This is a genomic window from Tractidigestivibacter montrealensis, assembly GCF_024741235.1.
In the GTDB taxonomy this organism is placed as follows: Bacteria; Actinomycetota; Coriobacteriia; order Coriobacteriales; family Atopobiaceae; genus Tractidigestivibacter; species Tractidigestivibacter montrealensis.
This window is the reverse complement of the sequence record NZ_JANSKA010000004.1, coordinates 133,664-152,808: the sequence shown is the minus strand read 5'-3', so window position 1 is coordinate 152,808 and position 19,145 is coordinate 133,664. Positions and strand designations below refer to the sequence as shown.

16 protein-coding genes are annotated in these 19,145 nt (G+C 64.1%); 12 read left to right on the top strand and 4 right to left on the bottom strand.

The window, feature by feature from the left end; genetic code table 11:
• Nucleotides 1-57: 57 nt before the first annotated feature.
• The 8 genes from pdxS (at nt 58) to NVS32_RS06915 (ending at nt 7,441) form a co-directional block, all read left to right on the top strand.
• Nucleotides 58-966, top strand: coding sequence for a pyridoxal 5'-phosphate synthase lyase subunit PdxS (pdxS, locus tag NVS32_RS06950; protein WP_258499169.1), 909 nt, complete (start codon nt 58-60; stop codon nt 964-966).
• The gene (pdxT, locus tag NVS32_RS06945) at nt 966-1,535 is read left to right on the top strand and encodes a pyridoxal 5'-phosphate synthase glutaminase subunit PdxT (RefSeq protein WP_258499168.1); all 570 of its coding nucleotides are present in this window, start codon (nt 966-968) and stop codon (nt 1,533-1,535) included. Before pdxS ends, pdxT begins: the two co-directional genes overlap by 1 nt.
• Before the next feature lie 149 nt (nt 1,536-1,684).
• Nucleotides 1,685-2,764, top strand: a complete 1,080-nt coding sequence (locus NVS32_RS06940; protein ID WP_258499167.1) for a 6-phosphofructokinase — start codon at nt 1,685-1,687, stop codon at nt 2,762-2,764.
• Between the two features lie 18 nt (nt 2,765-2,782).
• Entirely contained in the window at nt 2,783-3,490 is a 708-nt protein-coding gene (locus NVS32_RS06935; protein ID WP_258499166.1) for an MgtC/SapB family protein, read from the top strand.
• 33 nt (nt 3,491-3,523) lie between these two features.
• The gene (locus NVS32_RS06930) at nt 3,524-4,300 is read left to right on the top strand and encodes a radical SAM protein (RefSeq protein ID WP_258499165.1); all 777 of its coding nucleotides are present in this window, start codon (nt 3,524-3,526) and stop codon (nt 4,298-4,300) included.
• A gap of 81 nt (nt 4,301-4,381) precedes the next feature.
• Nucleotides 4,382-5,209 carry a class II glutamine amidotransferase gene (locus NVS32_RS06925; RefSeq protein ID WP_258499164.1) on the top strand — a complete coding sequence of 276 codons (828 nt, stop codon included), beginning with the start codon at nt 4,382-4,384 and terminating at the stop codon, nt 5,207-5,209.
• Between the two features lie 227 nt (nt 5,210-5,436).
• Nucleotides 5,437-6,420, top strand: a complete 984-nt coding sequence (locus NVS32_RS06920; RefSeq protein WP_258499163.1) for a 3'-5' exonuclease family protein — start codon at nt 5,437-5,439, stop codon at nt 6,418-6,420.
• Nucleotide 6,421: 1 nt separating this feature from the next.
• Complete coding sequence (locus NVS32_RS06915; protein ID WP_258499162.1) at nt 6,422-7,441, top strand: LysR family transcriptional regulator; 1,020 nt, start codon at nt 6,422-6,424, stop codon at nt 7,439-7,441.
• A gap of 16 nt (nt 7,442-7,457) precedes the next feature.
• On the opposite strand, the gene htpG is transcribed toward NVS32_RS06915, so the two are convergent.
• Nucleotides 7,458-9,428, bottom strand: coding sequence for a molecular chaperone HtpG (gene htpG / locus NVS32_RS06910; protein ID WP_258499161.1), 1,971 nt, complete (start codon nt 9,426-9,428; stop codon nt 7,458-7,460).
• Between the two features lie 429 nt (nt 9,429-9,857).
• Between htpG and NVS32_RS06905 the strand changes: the two genes are divergently transcribed.
• Nucleotides 9,858-10,844, top strand: a complete 987-nt coding sequence (locus NVS32_RS06905) for a D-isomer specific 2-hydroxyacid dehydrogenase family protein (protein ID WP_258499160.1) — start codon at nt 9,858-9,860, stop codon at nt 10,842-10,844.
• Nucleotides 10,845-11,231: 387 nt separating this feature from the next.
• On the opposite strand, the gene NVS32_RS06900 is transcribed toward NVS32_RS06905, so the two are convergent.
• Nucleotides 11,232-12,074, bottom strand: a complete 843-nt coding sequence (locus NVS32_RS06900; protein ID WP_258499159.1) for a nitroreductase family protein — start codon at nt 12,072-12,074, stop codon at nt 11,232-11,234.
• A 277-nt stretch (nt 12,075-12,351) separates the two neighbouring features.
• Here NVS32_RS06900 and NVS32_RS06895 point away from each other — a divergent pair, with 277 nt between their 5' ends.
• Entirely contained in the window at nt 12,352-12,660 is a 309-nt protein-coding gene (locus tag NVS32_RS06895; protein WP_258499158.1) for a CDP-alcohol phosphatidyltransferase, read from the top strand.
• 271 nt (nt 12,661-12,931) lie between these two features.
• Here the strand turns inward: NVS32_RS06895 and NVS32_RS06890 are convergent, their stop codons facing one another.
• Nucleotides 12,932-14,521, bottom strand: a complete 1,590-nt coding sequence (locus tag NVS32_RS06890) for a 4Fe-4S dicluster domain-containing protein (protein WP_258499157.1) — start codon at nt 14,519-14,521, stop codon at nt 12,932-12,934.
• A 157-nt stretch (nt 14,522-14,678) separates the two neighbouring features.
• Entirely contained in the window at nt 14,679-15,593 is a 915-nt protein-coding gene (locus tag NVS32_RS06885; protein ID WP_258499156.1) for an RluA family pseudouridine synthase, read from the bottom strand.
• Nucleotides 15,594-15,909: 316 nt separating this feature from the next.
• Here NVS32_RS06885 and NVS32_RS06880 point away from each other — a divergent pair, with 316 nt between their 5' ends.
• Both NVS32_RS06880 and NVS32_RS06875 read left to right on the top strand, forming a co-directional pair.
• Nucleotides 15,910-17,265: a dicarboxylate/amino acid:cation symporter gene (locus NVS32_RS06880; protein WP_258499155.1), complete on the top strand. Its 1,356-nt coding sequence runs from the start codon at nt 15,910-15,912 to the stop codon at nt 17,263-17,265.
• A gap of 488 nt (nt 17,266-17,753) precedes the next feature.
• A complete protein-coding gene (locus tag NVS32_RS06875; protein WP_258499154.1) occupies nt 17,754-19,145 on the top strand; it encodes an efflux RND transporter periplasmic adaptor subunit in 1,392 nt (463 codons plus the stop codon).

Here is a 19,145-nt window from a genome sequence, read left to right as displayed (position 1 = left end):
CCATATTGAGCCTACCCTACGTAGCCACACGAACACGCCAGAACGAGGAGGACGACAATGGCACAGGACGAGAAGACCACCACACCGGCGCCCGGACCGGAGCGCGCAAAGCTCAACCGCGAGCTGGCCCAGATGCTCAAGGGTGGCGTCATCATGGACGTCACCACCCCTGGGCAGGCACGCATTGCCGAGGAGGCTGGCGCGTGCGCCGTCATGGCGCTCGAGCGCATCCCGGCGGACATCCGCGCGGCGGGCGGCGTGAGCCGCATGAGCGACCCCCACATGATCAAGGGCATCCAGGCCGCGGTCTCCATCCCCGTCATGGCCAAGTGCCGCATCGGCCACTTTGTGGAGGCGCAGGTGCTCCAGGCCATCGACATCGACTACATCGACGAGTCAGAGGTCCTCTCCCCCGCCGACGACGTCTACCACATCGACAAGACCCAGTTCGCGGTGCCCTTCGTCTGCGGCGCGCGCAACCTGAGCGAGGCACTTCGCCGCATCGCCGAGGGCGCGTCGATGATTCGCACCAAGGGCGAGCCGGGCACGGGTGACGTGGTTCAGGCCGTGAGCCACATGCGCCTCATCAACGCGCAGATCCGCCACGTGGTGAGCCTGCGCGACGACGAGCTCTTCGAGGAGGCGAAGCGCCTGCAGGTACCGGTCGAACTCGTGCGCTCCGTGCACGACAGCGGCCGCCTCCCGGTGGTCAACTTTGCCGCAGGCGGCGTTGCCACCCCCGCGGACGCCGCGCTCATGATGCAGCTGGGCGCCGAGGGTGTCTTCGTGGGCTCGGGCATCTTCAAGAGCGGCGACCCAGCCAAGCGCGCCCGCGCCATCGTTGGCGCCGTCACCAACTTTGACGACCCCGAGAAGGTGGCCGCCCTCTCCGAGGACCTCGGCGAGGCCATGGTTGGCATCAACAAGGACGAGATAGACCTGCTCATGGCCGAGAGGGGCAAGTAATGGCGACCGCGGTTCTCGCCCTGCAGGGAGCCTTCGCCGAGCACGAGGCACGCCTTGCGGAGCTTGGCGAGAAGGCCTTCGAGCTGCGTGGCCCCGATGACCTTGCCCGTTCGTTCGACCGGCTGGTGCTTCCGGGTGGCGAGTCCACGGTCCAGGGTCGCCTCCTCGAGGAGCTGGGCATGCTCGAGCCCCTGCGCGAGCGCATCGAGGATGGTATGCCCGTGCTTGCCACCTGCGCCGGGCTCATCCTCCTGGCGCAGCGCCTTGCCGCGCATGACGACAAGGGCACGCCGCGCCTGGCCACGATGGACGTGACCGTCGAACGCAACGCCTACGGACGCCAGCTCGGGAGCTTCCATGCGACGGCAGACGTCGCAGGCGTTGGCCGAGAGGTGCCCCTGACCTTCATCCGCGCGCCCCGCGTGGTGGATGCGGGTGCGGGCGTCCAGGTCCTGGCGCGCGTGGATGGAAACGTGGTGGCCGTGCGGCAGGGCACTCAGCTCGGCTTCGCCTTCCATCCCGAGCTTGACCCAGACCTCAGGGTCCACCAGCTGTTCCTCTCGCTATGACCATGGCTTCACCCAGCCGGCCCCACGCAAGGCCAACGCCTGCGCCGGGCCGGCACCCGCTGACGGCCGGCCCCACCAGCTGCTCCAACTTGTGCCAAACTCTCCTCAGGCGTCCGTCAGGGGCGACGGACCACAGGAGAGGATGAAACATGCTGAGGATTGGCCTTCTCACCAGCGGTGGCGACTGCCAGGCGCTCAACGCGACCATGCGCGCAATCGTCAAGACCGTCATGCACAACACCAAGCAGGACGTCGAGATCTACGGCTTCCTCGACGGCTACCAGGGCCTCATCCACAACCGCTACATCCAGATGACGCCCGGCGACTTCTCCGGCCTGCTCTCGCAGGGCGGCACCGTCCTGGGCACCAGCCGCACCCCCTTCAAGCTGCTTGACGTCCCCGAGGCCGATGGCACCGTGAAGGTCCCCGCCATGAAGCGCACCTACAAGAACCTCAAGCTCGACTGCCTCTTCGTGCTGGGCGGCAACGGGTCCACCAAGACGGCAAACCGCCTCTCGCAGGAGGGCCTGCACGTGATCGCGCTCCCCAAGACCATCGACAACGACACCTGGGGCACCGACATCACCTTTGGCTTCACCTCGGCAACCGACGTGGCCACCCGCTGCATCGACGACATCCACACCACCGCAAGCTCCCACGGTCGCGTCTTCGTCATCGAGATCATGGGCCACAAGGTCGGTTGGATCCCCCTCTACGCGGGCGTGGCCGGTGGCGCCGACGTCATTCTCATCCCCGAGATCCCCTACGACATGGACAACGTGGTCAAGGCCATCGACAGGCGCGAGGAGAACGGCGGTCGCTTTGCGATCATCGTCTGCGCCGAGGGCGCCATCTCCAAGGAGGAGGCGGCGATGAAGAAGAAGGACTACAAGAAGCTCGTCGCGCAGCGCGTGAAGCCCTCCGTGGCCTACGACATCGCTGAGGAGATTGCCCGCAGGACCGACCGCGAGGTCCGCGTGGCAGTGCCCGGCCACACCCAGCGCGGCGGCCAGCCAGATTCCCAGGACCGCATCTTTGCAACGCAGTGCGGCGTGGAGGCGGCGCGCGGTTGCCTCGAGGGCAAGTACGGCTACATGATCGCGAAGGTCGGCGGCAAGATGTGCCGCGTGCCCCTCGAGGACGTGGCCGGCAAGCTCAAGTACGTTGACCCCAACTGCGACCTCGTGCGCGAGGCCAAGCTCCTGGGCATCAGCTTTGGCGACGAGTAGTACGGAGCGCGCTGCAAGATGATCGGTGAGGCCTGGCAGAGCTTTGTGGCAGAGACGGCGGCATGGGGTGCCCATGCCGTCTTTCTGCGGCTGCTCATCGCGACCCTTGTTGGCCTGGCCATCGGCATAGACCGCGAGTTCCACAACAAGGGCGCGGGCATCAAGACCCACGTCCTCGTGTGCATTGGCGCCGCCATGGCCATGATCGTGAGCGAGTACGTCCTTCACCAGTTCCCCGACGCGCGCGGCGACATCAACCGCATCGGCGCGCAGGTCATCTCGGGCGTGGGCTTCCTCGGTGTGGGCACCATCCTCGTGACGGGCAAGAACGAGGTGCGCGGCCTCACCACCGCAGCCGGCCTCTGGGCCTGCGCGTGCATCGGCCTGGCAGCGGGCATCGGCTTTGCGGAGGGTGCGCTCATCGGCCTCTTCTTCGTTATCCTCACCTTCGAGGGGCTGAACCGCCTCGACCGCGTGATCAGGCGAGCGTCAAAGACCTTCGACGTCTACGTTGAGTTCGACGAGCCCTCGGGCGTGCGAGAGCTTCTCCGCAAGCTCCACTCATGGGACTGCACGTACGAGAACTTCGAGGTCATTCGTGGCCAGGACGGCAGGAAGGGCACGGCGGCGACCTTCTCCGTGGAACTCTCCTCGATGGGGCGCAAGAGCCTCTTCATCGAGTCCATTGGCAACCTCGACTTTGTCACCTTCGCCGACGAAATCTAGGCGACTTGACCGGTAGCGCTGGAGGCCACGAGCATGCCCACGTTCCTCAACCAGAGCCCCGTCTTTGGGCCGGTACTAAGCAGGCGCTTTGGCGTCTCCCTTGGCGTAAACCTCATGCCGGCAACGGGCAAGATCTGCACCTTCGACTGCCTGTACTGCGAGAACGGCTTCAACGACCAGCGTCACACCCACGACGGCTACGTGACGCTTGACCAGATGACGTCTGCCCTGGAAGAGGCCCTGGCGGCGATGGCCGAGAAGCGCGAGCGCCTCGATGACATCTGCTTTGCCGGCAACGGAGAGCCCACCGCGAGTCCCGTCTTCCCGGCCGCCGTGGACGCGGCGCTCTCCCTTCGCGACCGCTACGCACCCGAGGCACGCGTGACCGTGCTCTCAAACGGCACGCAGGCTGCGCGGCCAGAGGTGCACGCAGCACTTCTCCGCGTGGACAGGAACGTCCTCAAGCTTGACACCGTCGACGCCACCTACGTGGCCGCGCTCGACCGTCCCCGCGTGCCCTATAGCGTGGAGCGCCAGGTGGAGACGTTCGCGTCATTCAACGGCCACGTTATCGTGCAGACCATCTTCCTGCGCGGCAGCTACGATGGTCGCTCGCTCGACAACACGGACGAGGCCCACGTGGGCGCGTGGCTCTCGGCGCTTGAGCGCATCAAGCCAGAGGGCGTGACCATCTACACCGTGGACCGCGACACGCCTGCCTCGGGCCTTAGTAAGGCGCCAAGAGAGACCCTCGACGCCATTGCCCAGCGCGTGCGTGCCCTCGTCTTCCCCTGCACCGTGGGGTACTAGCGCCACTCGGTAACAGCACCGTCACACGAGACGCGCTATCATCATGTTGTACCTGCACCCGCTTGAAATCGGACGCCCGGCATGTGCGAGCTCTTCGCGATCAACTCGGGAAGGCCGGTCTTGGCCAACGCCTACCTGAGGGAGTTCTACACCCACAGCCATGACAACCCGCATGGCTGGGGCCTCTCGTGGCGAGACGACCGTGGCAAGCCCGGCGACCCCGAGGCGGACGTCATGCTCTGGCGCGAGCCCATCCCGGCCTACGAGTCAACGCTCCTGCCCAAGATCTTGGAGCAACCCGTGGAGGCCTGCCGACTGGAGGCGCACGTTCGCTTCTCCACCTGCGGCGCACAGAGCGTGGAGAACTGCCACCCGTTTTTGGGCTCGGACATCTCCGGGCGCGAGTGGACTCTCATCCACAACGGCATCCTCTTCAACGAAGAGCTGCTCGCAGGCTATGACCGCATCGAGCTCGGCGAGACGGACAGCGAGCGAACGATGCTCTTCCTTCTCGACGTCCTGGACGAGGCCACCATGCGGGCGGGCTGCGCACTGGGCTTTGACGGCACCTTTGACGCGCTGGCCGGCGCCCTCTCGCAGATCTCTAACCTCAACCGCCAGAACCTCATCATGGACGATGGCACCTACACCTACGTGCACACCAACACGTCAGAGGACACGCTCAACTACCGGCAGCTGTCGGACGATGCCATCGTCTTCTCGACAAAGCCGCTTGGCGGGGACGCGGAGAAGGACCTCTGGAAGCCGGTTCCGCGCAACCGGCTGATTGCCTACCGCGACGGGCACCTGGTGCGCACATCCGCGCCGCACGGATACACGTTCTGCGAGGCGATTCTCGACCTTCGCAAGAAGTTTGGCGACGCATGGCCGGAGGTTATCGCGTCGTAGGCAGTTGCCGCGGATTCCGAACGGTTAGGCCTCCCTAACCGGCGATAACGCGCGGCAGATAGCGCCGTGCCGAGAACCGCGCCATCGGGAGCCACGCCGATTGCCTCCGCCTGCGCACACCGCCACCACGCCCCTCTGCTAGTCTGTATGGTTCCGTCTGGTTCCACCGGACGCCTCACACGGCAACAACGCGCGGGCCTCACCCGCCAGGAGCGAAAGCGGCAAGCATGGACCTCTCCCAGGCAATCGAGCAGGCAAACGCCTTTGTCTTCCCTGGCTTCCTCACGGACGACGACTCTCTCACCCAGGAGCGCTCCAAGAACGAGGAGGCAATCAAGGTCTTGACCGACGCCTGGAAGGCGGCGCCACTTGGTCGCGAGCCCTTCTCGTTCGACCTGGTACGAGGCCTTGCCGACAGGAACCGCGACATCTGCGACCGCTTTGGCATCGAGCGGCTGAGAAACACCAACGGTCTCAACCTCGCACGGCGCCTCTCGGACGCGGACCTCATCCACGGTGTGGCCACGCTTCAGCACCGCTCGGACGAGGAGGTCGCCCGAATCTCTGGCCCCACGGCAGCCGACCTGGGAATTGCCTACATCGACGCGCCGGTGTGGGGTGCCGTGGTGGGCATCGACCTCGAGACCTCGGACCGCGAGCCCGACCGCGGCTACGTGATCAACGTTGGCCTGGAGTTCATGAACCTCACCCCCACCGCCAAGTCCACCAACCCCTACTCCGCCTACTGCGGCATGCCCGAGATGTACGCCGAGAAGGGCGTGCCCCTCTCAGAGATCCACCACATCACCTGGAAGGACCTCGAGGGCGTGCCTCCCCTGCGCCAGAACCCCAAGATGCAGAAGGCGATTCTTGCCGCGCTCACGGCCTTCCCCTACATGGCACACAACGCCGCCTTCGAGGACTCCTGGTTCATGCTCAACGTTGACGGCTACGCCGAGGCGCGCAAGGCCGGCAAGATCGTGCCCATCGACACGCGCGACATCTGCCGTCGCGTGGATTCCGAGGTGCGCCTGCTCCCCCGCGAGACCCATCCCGCCACGCTCGAGAACTGGGCCCGCCGCCGCGGCACCTTGAGCAAGAACGAGAAGGAGCGCCACCTGGGCCTCGAGGACGTGGACCTCATGCTTGCGACCGTGCAGGCGGAATTCTCTGAACGGAAGATGTTCCCCGGCCAGCGCGAGGAGGACTAGCATGCGCCTGCAGCAGCTTCGCTACCTCATCGCCGTCGCGGAGAGCGGGTCGATCAACTCCGTGGCGCACAGCCACTACATCTCCCAGTCCGCCCTCTCGACCTCCATCCGCGAGCTCGAGGAGGAGATGGGTGTCAAGGTCTTCAACCGCACGAACAAGGGCATCACGCTCACGTCCGAGGGCGTGGAGCTTCTCGCCTATGCGCGCCAGGTGGTCGAGCAGGCAGACCTCATGATTCGCCACTACGAGAGCGACCGCAACGACACTTACCGCAAGCTGTCCGTCTCGTCTCAGCACTATGCCTTTGTGGTGAACGCCTTCACGGAGTTTGTCGCAAAGCGCCACGACGAGTCCTGCGACTTCACCCTGCGCGAGACGCGCACGGCCGACGTGATCGACGACGTGCGCACCTTTAGGAGCGACATCGGGGTGCTCTACCTCTCGACCTATAACGAGCGCGTGCTCAGGCGCCGCCTGGACGAGGCAAACCTGCGCTTTGTCTCGCTCTTCCGGGCGCGCCCGCACGTCTTTGTCCGTGAGGGGCACCCGCTTTCCAGCCGCAAGAGCGTGCGCGTGCAGGACCTCGAGGACTATCCGCGCTACACCTTCGAGCAGGGCCCTGAGGGCTCGCTCTACTACTCCGAGGAGCCGCTCTCGTCGCTCCCCCACCGCCAGCGCATCACCGTGAGCGACCGCGCGACCATGACGAGCCTCCTGCGCTGCTACGACGGCTTTCTTGTCTCGACGGGCGTGCGCTCGGACGAGATGCTCGACGGTGTTGTGGCCATCCCGCTCGACGTGGACGAGGTCATGAACGTGGGCTACGTGGTGCACCGCGAGCGCAAGCTCTCAAGCCTCGCGCAGGCCTACATCGCCGAGCTCAACCAGCTCATCATGGGCTGCACGGACAAGAATGCCCTCGTTCCCTCCAAGGAGGTCACGAGGGCGGTTGCCAATGATGATAAGGATGCGACCAGTGAGGCGCAAAGCGCAGCGACACCGGCCGACCCCGCCGAGTAGGCTTCCCCACCGACTCCTACATGAGCTCGGTCACGTTCTTGGCGAACTCCACCGGGTCGTCGATGGGCAGTCCCTCGACGAGAAGCGCCTGGTCATACAGGATGGAACCCATGAGCTTGAGGCGGTCCTTCTCGCCAGCCTCCTGCGCCGCGACGAGCTTGCCAAACACAGGGTGCGCAGCGTTCAGCTGCAGCACGCGCTGGGCCTTGGGGGCAGAGGCAGCCTCGGGACCCTGGGAGATCACACGCTCCATCTCGAGCGAGACCGGGCCCTCGGAGGCAATCGTCGCAGGGGCGTCGCCCAGGCCAGCCGCCACGCGCACGTCGGTGACCTTGTCGCCCAGGTCGCCCTTGAGCTCGTCGATAAGGTCCTTGTGCTCGGTGGTCGCCTCGTCGGCAGCCTTCTTCTCGTCCTCGGTCGCAAGGTCGAGATCCGCGGAAGAGACGTTAGCAAACTCGAGGTCGCGGGCGTCGGTGCCCTTGTGCTCGGAGTCGCCCGCCACGGCGTCCACGTGGTAGGTGCGCATGAACTGGAACATGAACTCGTCGACGTCCTGCGTGCAGAGAAGCACGTCGAAGCCGTGGTTCACGGCGGAGGTCACCACGGGCATCTTCTCCAGGCGGTCGCGGGAGTCGCCGGCGGCGTAGTAGATCTTGTCCTGCTCGGCGGGCATGGCCGTCACGTACTCCTTGAGCGTGACCTGCTTGCCCTCCTTGGCCGACCAGAACAGCAGCAGGTCGGCGAGGTCGGCGGCCTTCGAGCCGTAGGAGTTGTAGATGCCAAACTTGAGGCCGCGGCCAAAGTTACCAAAGAACTTCTCGTAGCCTTCGCGGTCGTTGTCGCGCATGTCCTCGAGCTCGGAGTGAATCTTCTTCTCGATACGGCGTGCTATGGCCCTGAGCTGCGAATTCTGTTGCAGCGTCTCGCGGGAGATGTTGAGCGTCACGTCAGGCGAGTCGACGATGCCGCGCACGAAGTTGTAGTAGTCAGGGAGCAGGTCGGCGCACTTCTCCTGAATGAGGACGTTTGACGAGTAGAGAGCCAGGCCCTTCTCGTAGTCCTTGCTGTAGAGGTCGAACGGCTGCTCGGACGGAATGAAGAGCAGCGCGTCGTACGAGAGCGCACCCTCGGCGTGGAAGCTGATCGTGCACTGCGGCTTCTCCCAGTCGTGGAAGGTCGACTTGTAGAACTCGTCGTAGTCCTCCTGCTTGACCTCGCTCGAGCGCTTCTTCCAGATGGGGGTCATGGAGTTGAGGGTCTCAAGCTCCTGGTAGTCCTCGTACTCGGGTTTGTAGTCGTCGCCGGCGTCCTCGGGCTTGGGCTTCTCGCGGCTCTTGGTGACCATCATCTGGATGGGATGGCGCACATAGTTGGAGTAGCGCGTGACAAGGTCGCGCAGGCCCCACTCAGAGAGGAAGCGGTCGGTGTTGTCCTCCTCGGTCGAGGGACGCAGGTAGAGCGTCACATCGGTGCCGTGGTCATTTTCGCCCGAGCGCTCTCCCTCAGCGGCAGGCTCGATGGTGTAGCCGCTCCGGCCGTCAGACTCCCAGGCAAAGGCCTCGTCCGCACCATAGGCACGGCTCACCACGCGGACCTTGTCAGCAACCATGAAGGCAGAGTAGAAGCCCACGCCAAACTGGCCGATGATGTCCATGTCCTGGCCCTGGTGCTCGGCGTTTGCCTCCTTGAAGGCCTCAGAGCCCGAGTGGGCGATGGTACCCAGGTTCTTGTCCAGCTCGTCCTTGGTCATACCGATGCCGTTGTCGCTCACCGTGATGGTGCGCGCGTCCTTGTCAAAGGCAAGGTGGATGGCAAGCGAGTCCTGGTCAACGTGGACGTCCGGGTTGGTGAGGCTCTCGAAGCTCAGCTTGTCGATGGCGTCCGACGCGTTGGAGATGAGCTCGCGAAGGAAGATCTCCTTGTTGGTGTAGATCGAGTTGATCATGAGGTCCAAGAGCTTCTTGGACTCTGTCTTGAATTGCTTCATGTGCGCTTCTTTCCCTTGAGACAAGCCAACGTATATCTAGGTACCCACCACCGGGGGCGATAAACCCCTAAGGGCCGAAAATCTACTGCATACGCGCTGAGATTATCTCCGTGCACGGGTTGATAGGCGAGAAGGACGAGCCGTCTGCGTTTCCGCCGGCTCGGGCGCACGGTCCGCACGCCCCGGCCCCTTCCGAGAACCATGGGGCAGAAATCGGACGTTTTGCCCCCTGCCCGGCGCAAATTCTGTCCGAAAGTTGCCCGACAACGTCAGCGCTCGCTCCAGAAGGGACGAGCTGTCGATCCGCCCCTGTCGAACTGACGGTGCACCCGTTTGACCGGCATGTTTCGCGTTGCTCGCCGAGCTGCGCCCGCCCGACCACGGCGGCTACCATGGAGCCGCACTCAGCGTGACCTAAGGAGAACAAACATGAAGCTCTTTGCCTATGCCCTGCGCGAGTACGACGAGCTGGGCTACCTCGACGCATGCGCGCACGAGATGGGATTCGAGTACGGCTGGACGTCGGAGTACCCCAGTCTCCAGAACGTGAGCCTGGCCAGCGGCTATGACGAGCTCTGCATCATCACCAACCCCATGCCGGCAGACCTTCTCGACGCCTTCCACGAGGAGGGCATCAAGAACCTTGCCACCAGGACCATCGGCTACGAGCACATCGACGTCGCCCATGCCTACGAGCTGGGCATGCGCGTGGCGAACGCCCCCTACCCACCCGAGGGTGTGGCCAACTACGCCATCATGCTGCTGCTCATGGCTCAGCGAAAGGTGAAGCTCCTCTCGCGCCAGTCCCTCGCGCAGGACTTTGGCCTTCACGGCAAGCTGGGAAAGGATATCTCGACCTCCACGGTGGGCGTCATTGGCACGGGGCGCATTGGCGCCACGGTCGTGCGGCACCTCGCAGGCTTTGGTTGCAGGCTCCTTGCCTATGACCCCTATCCCAACCCCGAGGTTGCGAAGCTCGCAACCTATGTCGACCTTGACACCCTCTACGCCGAGTCGGACGCAATCACGCTCCACGCGCCAGGCCTGCCCGAGAACCGCCACATGATCGATGCTGCCGCCTTCTCCAAGATGAAGCGCGGGGTGACCATCGTGAACGCGGCGCGCGGCATGCTCATCGACACGCAGGCACTGGTGGAGGCCGTGGAGTCCGGCCAGGTGGGCGCGGCGGCGCTGGACACCATCGAGCACGAGGAGGACCTCTACTACCTCGACCGCAGCCGGGACGTGCTCCCCAACCGGGACCGCTCGGTCCTCATGGCATTCCCCAACGTGATCGTCTCGCCGCACATGGCGTTCTACACCGCCGAGGACGTGGAGGCGATGATCCGCAACTCCGCGAGCGCGCTTCTCGCCTTCGAGCGCGGAGAAAAGACGCCCTTCGAGGTGCGCCACTAGCAGGGGCGTGGCCGACAAGAGAAAAAACAGAGGGCCGGCGTCTCTGGGACTGCCGGCCCTCCCTGCATCATGTGAACTTGCCTTGAACTATTAGGGTGGTATCGCTCCTCTGCTATCGCAACCTGTAGAACTGCTGTCTGCGAACCGCCAGGTTGCTAGCGCCCTTGATGCGACTTACGCTTCGCGTTGCTGGCCCTCCCAGGACCTACAAACGGGCGTGCCTTGGGTTGGCGGCCGCAGACAGGCTTGAATGTGTCTCGTCTTCGCTGCCCATCGGTATCGCCTCCCTCACTCGAGCCCCGAGCCGTGCCTCGAAGCTAACCTTTGTTTCGATGAATTATCTACCCCGTGATGCGAGAAGTAAACGACACTTGATGCGATTTGTGTCTAATAACTGATGGTGGCAACGTAGGTGGCCGAGGCGCTCGCACCGGCAGCGCCAGCCGCCGGCCCATCGAACGACCACGCGCCGTGCGCGCCTTGCCGGGCGAGACCAGCCTCCAGGTGGAGCATGGCAATCCCCATGTCAACAAGCTGCACGTCACCGATGGGCCTGAGCGGCAACGTGCGATGCTCGAAGAGGTCGATGCGTCCGTCAGAGCAGACCAGCCGCCACGGCTGGAGGTTCTGCGCCGATGGCGCCAGCCGCACGCAGTCGAGCGTGGCCGCCAGCGTGGGGTCACATGCATCCGGCGAGGCAATGGGATGCGCAAAGTCTCCCTGGAAGAAGAGGGTATCCCACGGCGCCCGCTCGTCCGCATGGAGCTTTGAGCGCATGACGCGCTCGAGCGCCGACATGCGCGCCGCCGGCACGCCAACGGCAATCACCGCCGGCATGATGCGGTTCTCGTCCCTGTCAACGCCCACCACGCGCTCGAAGGTAGGCCGGTCGATGGTGCCCGCAAGCCACGCCGTCCCCAGGCCGTGCGCCGCCGCGGCAAGAACCAGGCGCTCGACCACGTAGCCAAAGGCCTCCTCGGCGTGAGGGCAGCGCGGGAGAGCGCCAACAACGTACCAGCTGGTCCCCCGAATCACGCGACTTGTGGTACCGTACGTCTCGGCATCAATAAGCCGCAGGTCAACCGGTATGCCATAGGGATTCTCGCCATTGGATGCCAGGGTCTCCAGAAGCTCGCGAGCTTCTGGCGCAAGTGACGTGCCGTCAAAGGTGCGCACGGTGCGGCGCGGCTCGCACGCTGACGCAAGAACCTTGGCCTCGCTTGCTTCCATGGCTGCGCTCCTTCATCAAGCCTCAAACGGGTACCAAGAGGCGCCCGAGCCTCTGCGCATTCCCAACAATGCTAGCGCACGCGCGAAGAGAAGACGCGACCAACCCCGGGCAATCGGGCGGGCGGCGCATGCGCACCCCCATCGAGCTGCTGCTTATTTGGAGAAACAATCGCTTGCCGACGAGAAGGGAACATTATCCAAACGCGGGACTAACTCTGCGCCAACGGGGATATAGTCAATCTATGCAGGTCATGGTCGTTCGGCGAAAGGACATGCCATGGGAAAGAAAGCGGCAGAGGCGCTCGACATCAGCTACAACGATCTGGCCGACTACCTTCATAGAAACCATTCGGTTTATATGAAGGTCGGGTCGGCCGTCTACTACCTCACAGACGTCAACTATGAGGCATGGCGCGCGCAAGACACCTCGCGGCGCAACTCCAAGAACCACTTCGTGGACTGCAGCGAGCTGGTCGACACGGTCGACGAGTTCCTCATGCTTCCCTTTGTCCATGGCAAGACCATCAAGGACGTGTTTGACCAGGCAACCTTCTATGCCTCGGTCAAGGGCGAGAAGACCGAGTAGAAGGGCCTTCTCGGCTCCTTGGCGCCCGGTTCTTCCGGATGGCCCGGGCACGAGCCCTGGGTTTCCCGCTACGTTTGATACGACCCCGCTGGAGTCACGCGCTCCAGTGGGGTCTTTTGTCATGCGTGGGATGCAGCCATCTAAAAGCGCTACACATTCGTTGTGCGAATCTGTATCGACCTGCGCAGGTCACAGATTCGGGTACGAATGTGTAGCGCTGCTCGCCAAGGCACCGGCGAGAAGGACGAAAGCTCGGCGGCCCGAGACTCCGCTACTCCACCGGGCGCTGGGCCTCGAAGGTCTCCTCGACCTCGGTGTCCACGTCGCCCTCCTCGGCAAGCGCCGGGATGAGCACGCGATACGCGTTCTCGGTGGCGTTCTCGTGCGGCGAGCGCTTGGCATAGCGCTTGACCGCTGCGGCAGACTTGTTGATGGCCTGCAGCGTGCCGGCGCCGGCCACGCAACCACCCGGGCACGCCATGCCCTCGAGCAGGTAGCCGGGGTACTTGCCGCGCACGGCGTCCTTCATCATCTTGCGGCAGTCCTCAAGGCCCTCGGCGTTGGCCACGTTGACCTCGCGGTCGGGGTAGCGACGGTGGATGGCGTTGACCACGGCCGTAGCCACGCCTCCCGCCACGGCAAACCCGCGGCCGTCCGCAGAGGCCACGTCGAAGTCGCTCTTGTTGTCGTCAGCCAGCGAGAGGTAGTCAATCTGCTTGGCCTCCATCATGCCCGCCATCTCCTCGAAGGTGAGCACGAAGTCCACCTCGCTCCTGATGGACTTGCGCATGGCCTCGAGCTTCTTGGCGGCGCAGGGCCCCACAAAGACGATCTTGGCGTGCGGGTGCTGGGTGCGAATCATGCGCGCCGTGAGCGTCATGGGCGTGAGCGCCATGGAGATGCAGTTGGCGTACTTGGGGAACTCCTTCTTTGCCATGACCGACCATGCGGGGCAGCACGAGGTTCCCATGAAGGGAAGCTTGTCTGGGACCTCGTTCAGGTAGTCGTCCGCCTCCTGGATGGTGCAGAGGTCTGCGCCAAGCGCCACTTCCTCGACGCCGGAGAATCCCAGCTGGTGGAAGGCCTCGCGCAGCTTGCCCACGTTGCCCTTGCCGCCAAACTGGCCGACAAACGCCGGCGCCACGGCCGCGATGACCTCGTCGCCTGCGTTGATGGCCTGGATCACCTGGTAGATCTGGCTCTTGTCAGCAATGGCGCCAAACGGGCAGTTGATGAGGCACTGTCCGCACGAGACGCACTTCTCGTAGTCAATTTGCGCACGACCGTGCTCGTCTGAACCAATGGCATGCATGCCGCAGGCCGAGGCACAGGGGCGCTCCTTGTGGAGAATGGCGTGGTACGGGCAGACCTTGGCACACTGCCCGCAGTGAATGCACTTCTCCTGATCGATGTGGGCCTTCTTGTCCACAAAGGTGATGGCGCCCTTGGGGCAGATCTCGCGGCAGGGGTGCGCAAGGCAGCCCTGGCACATATTGGTAACGCGGTAGACGTTGTCCTCGCAGGCGTTGCAGGCAAACTTGATGATGTTGATGAGGGGCGGCTGGTAGTAGGTCTCGGGCTTCGCGGCCTCGGCAAGGCCGTCGGAGAGCTGCTCGGGGCGGTCGACGCCCTGCAGCGGCAGGCCCAGCGTAAGGCGGATGCGCTCGCCCACGATGGCGCGCTCGAGAAACACGCTCTCGCGGTAGGTGGCAACGTCACCAGGGATGATCTTGTAGGGCAGCTCGTCGAGCTTTTTTGCCTGGTCGTCGCCACCCTCGTAGGCAATCTTCGCGACCTCGCAAAAGACGTTGCGCCTAATCTCCGTCAGGTTGGTATACACGCCACGCATGGTGTCAGCCATAGGTGGATCCTCTCGCTTCTCGTCCTTTTTTTCGCGCCGCACTGCAAACGGCGTCACGTCGCCACGATGACGGCGTCCCCTTCATCAACAGTATCGCGCAACCCAGCCCGCGCTGCACGACTCGAACTGGTGCGCATTTGCGAACGGCGTCAGCCCGCTAGACCCGGAACCGCTCCGGGACTTCCGTGCGGAGAAGCACGTGCGCACCGCTCACCGGATGGTCGAACTCCTCCTCAAGCGCATGCAGCATGAGTCCGCGCGGGTCTCTCCTACCGCCGTAGAGTGTGTCTCCCACAATGGGAAATCCCAGAGACGAGAGGTGCACGCGGATCTGGTGTCGCCGCCCCGTTCCCAGCTCGACGAGAAGGAGCGTGCGGTTGCCACGTCGCTCCAGCACGCGCACCCGCGTGAGCGCGGGTTGGCCTTGGCCGAGGCGGCACACGCGCATGCGGCGCGCATCGTGGCGATCGCGACCGATGGGCTTCTCGATGGTAGTCACGTCTCCCGGAAAGGCGCCACTCACCTCGGCAAGGTAGCGCTTGCGCATGGCGTGTCCGGCAACGAGCGCGTCAAACGCGGGCTGGAACTCCTCTGCCAGCGAGAAGAGCACAAGCCCCGTGGTCTCGACGTCCAGGCGCTGCACGGCCTGGGGGTTCGCCGTCACGCCCTGCCGAGCAAGCGAGACGCGCACGCGATTCGTGAGCGTGGGCGCGCCGGTGCCGTCACCATGCACGAGGATGCCCGCGGGCTTCTCGGCAGCAAGGCAAACGGAGTCCTGGTAGATAATGGTGGCAGGCGGCACATCTGGCGGGGCGGGCATGGCTGCCTGCCGCACGAGGGCAACGTTCACCACATCCCCGGCAACCAGACGCGAGGACGCCGCAAGCGTCTCTCCCCTACGCGAAAGCCCGGCGCGCTGGAACGCGCGAGCGGCAGAGCGCCGCGACATCCCCATTGAGAGCGCCAGGTCGAGCGCCGAGCAGTCCTCAAGCGCGCGGAACTCAAGCCGCGAGGCGTCGTCTTTCTCGCCGAGAAACTCGTAGCGCACGAACTTTTCTGTCTCCAATGACACACAGCACCTCTCCCTACTCTTGCTGACACTTGCGCGGGTATTCTACGTCAGCCAACGCGCTGGGGAGCAGCGCCCTCTCCGCTAGCCTCGCTCCCCTCATTTCCGAACGCCAGTTGTCGGAAAACGCTGTAACGCCCCGCCTTGTACCGGAAGCACCGATGCACGACCATACCAATATCCTACCAACGCACTAGAGATTGAGGAGCGCATCATGGCCATCATCTGTCACCGAATGTGTAGCGAAACCAGCACGCCGAGGCAGCTCGCCCGCATCCCCCACTTGGAACGCATACGACACGTCGGAAGGTAACATCCCATGCAGATCGACATCACGGCACTCTGGGCACTCGTCGCAACCATTGTGGCATTCGCCCTTCTCGCCACGCTCAAGCGCAGGTTCAAGGTTGGCTTTGGCGTGCGCACCCTCATCGCGACCGGACTCGGCATAGTCATCGGCGTCGCGTTTGGCCAGGGCTTCTCGTACTACGCAATCTTTGGCACCATCTACGCAAACGTGATCTCCGCGCTTGTGGTGCCGCTCCTCCTCTTTAGCATCATCTCGAGCGTCACCAACCTGGCGGACCTCGTGCACCTCAAAGGCATCGGCGTGAAGTCGGTAGTCTTTCTCGTGCTCAACACGCTCACGGCGACACTCCTCACGCTTGCCATCGCGCTGCCCCTGGGCGTGGGTACGGGCTTCTCGCTTGACGGCGTAACCTACGAGGCCAAGGAGGTTCCCACCGTCACCGACACCATCGTGGGGCTCTTCCCGCAGAACCTTGCCGCGGCGTGGACAAGCAACGCAGTTGTGCCCATCATCGTCTTTGCGATCATCGTAGCGCTGGCGTACAACCGGCTTGCCTCAGAGCGCCAGGATGGCGAGAAGGTCGACGTGCGGCCGTTCAAGGCGTTCATCGACGCCGGCAACAAGGTCCTGGGCGAGACCGTAAGCTGGGTTGTTGGGTTCACGCCGTACGCCGTGGTAGCGCTCATTGGCCGCGCCGTTGGCCGCGCCGACGTCACCCAGCTCGTACCGCTGCTTGGCGTGTTGGCCGTTGCCTACGTGGTCCTGGCAATCCAGTTCTTTGGCGTCGAGTCTGCATTCGTGGCCTGGGTGGGCCACCTCAGCCCGGTGCGCTTCCTCAAGGGCATGGCTCCCGCTGCGGTAACCGCCTTCACCACGCAGAGCAGTATTGGCACGTTGCCTGTGACCATCCGCTCGCTCACGCAGAACCTGGGCGTGGATGAGGACGTGGCGAGCTTCACCGCAGGCCTTGGTGCGAACCTTGGCATGCCCGGCTGCGCCGGTATGTGGCCCACGCTCGTGGCGGTCTTTGCGATCAACGCGCTGGGAATCCCCTTCACGCCGGTCCAGTACGGCTTCCTCGTCCTGCTCACGCTTGTTGTCTCCATTGGCACCGTAGGCGTGCCCGGCACGGCGACCATCACCGCGACGGCGCTTCTCGCCGCACTGGGGCTTCCCGTGGAGACCATCGCCCTTGTGGCGCCCATCTCCTCGATCGTCGACATGGGCCGCACGGCAACTAACGTGCTTGGCGCAGCAGAGGCCTCGCTTATCGTGGCCGCCGGCGAGGGCCTGGTAGACCGCAGCGTCTACGATGGCGACGACTCGTATGAGCTTAAGCGCGAGGGCCAAGCAAGCGCGGCGTAGCGTTTACGCGATAGCCTCTCTACGGACTCCCCGGTGCTGTGTGGGCACCGGGGAGCTTTGTTGTGGCAGTGCTGATTACCAGCCTTATTTGCGACGTATTTTCGCCAGGCAGATAAGCCCTGAGCTCCTGGGCTGGCACGATTAGGGCAAGATTATTGCGCGATATTTCTCGGTATTCTCAATCACAACTGGCAAAATGTCTTCTCTTCGAGAAATTTCGTTCAATAATCGAGAGACCCTAAGCCAACGGACCACAAGCCTCACCCCGGAGGACTCAAACCATAGCCAACGGGCCGAGAATTCCGTACTTCTCCCCTCTTCCGACCACGGCTGCAAGCGCCGCTTACGGATTTGTAAGCTTGCCGATAGGCTCCTGATGACAATACCCCGGTATCATTTCCACAAGCACGCTGAGCAGGCATGACAGCATCACGGACTCGGTAACACCCCGGCACCACCCGTTTTGCACCCAAGGGCGAGGAGGACGCATGTCCCAGGAGACCGACCACACCAACGACCTCGGCGAACCCGACAAGACAACGCCGAAAACCCATCCGCTAGACAGCCTCCCCGTCATCTCCGGGGACTCCCCCAACACCCTTCCTTCCCTGCCTGGCGAGAGCGCCGAGGAGGACGAGGACACCCGTGACGCGATGGCAAGCCTTCTCGCTCACCGCAAGAAGCGCCGCCGCAGGAACATCATCGTTGGCATCGTTGCCGCCTGCGCGGTTGTTGCTGTTCTCGTTTGGACCGTGACTTCTCAGCAAAGCGCGAACGCCCCCGAGGAGCCCTCGCTTCAGACCACGCCCGTCATGCGCGGTAAGTTCACAGACGAGGTCAAGGCGTCCGGCAATGTCCAGCCCATGAACTCCGTTGTGGTGACGCCCGAGGTGGACGGCATCATCTCCGAGGTGTTCGTGAGCGAGGGCGACTACGTCGAGGCGGGCACCACCCTCCTCACCATCCGCAACGACTCACTCGACAAGGCCGTGCGCGAGGCGGACATCCAGCTTCGCTCGGCTAGGACCCAGCTCTCCTCAGCCAAGGAGAACTATGCCACCGCCTACAACGCCTACTACGCAGACCAGACGGACCTCGCCACGGTGAACTCGGCCGCCGACGCCGTCGACTCCGCCCAGCTCGCGCTCGAGACAGCCCAGTCCGCCTATGACGACGCCGTTGCCACCGCAGACAAGCGCACGGTCACGGCACCGGCCTCGGGCACGATCGTGGTCATGAACGCCGTCGAGGGCGCGGCCGTGGGCTCTGGCGCAGGCGCTGGCGCGGCAGCCACGGTCTCCTCTGGCGCATCCGGCTCGCTCATCACTATCGGCGACCTCTCGCAGATGACGGTCTCGGTGCAGGTGAACGAGATGGACATCTCGAAGGTCTCCGTTGGGCAGGCGGCGCGGGCGACCTTCTCGGCGCTTCCAAACGTGGAGCTTGACGCCACGGTCACCCGCATTGCGACGGTCTCTTCCTCGGATGCCCAAGGTGCCATCCCCGGCTACGGTGGAAGCGTGGTCACCTATGCCGTCGACCTTCTCATACCCAACCCGGACCCGGCGCTCAAGCCGGGCATGACGGCAAGCGTCACCATCTCCTCGACGGACATCCCGGACGCGCTCATGCTCCCGCTGAGCGCTGTGAACGGCGAGGGCGACCAGGCCACGGTGAGTGTGGTCACCGGCCAGGACGAGACGGGCTTCCCCACGACGGAGGAAAGGCACGTCACGGTGCTTGCCAATAACGGCACCATGGCGGCCGTCGAGGGAGACGTCGCCGAGGGCGACGAGGTCGTTATCGGTATGATGCAAGGCGACTCCGGCTCATACGACGACTCCGCTTCCGCGGACACGTCCGCAAGCTCGGCGGCCTAA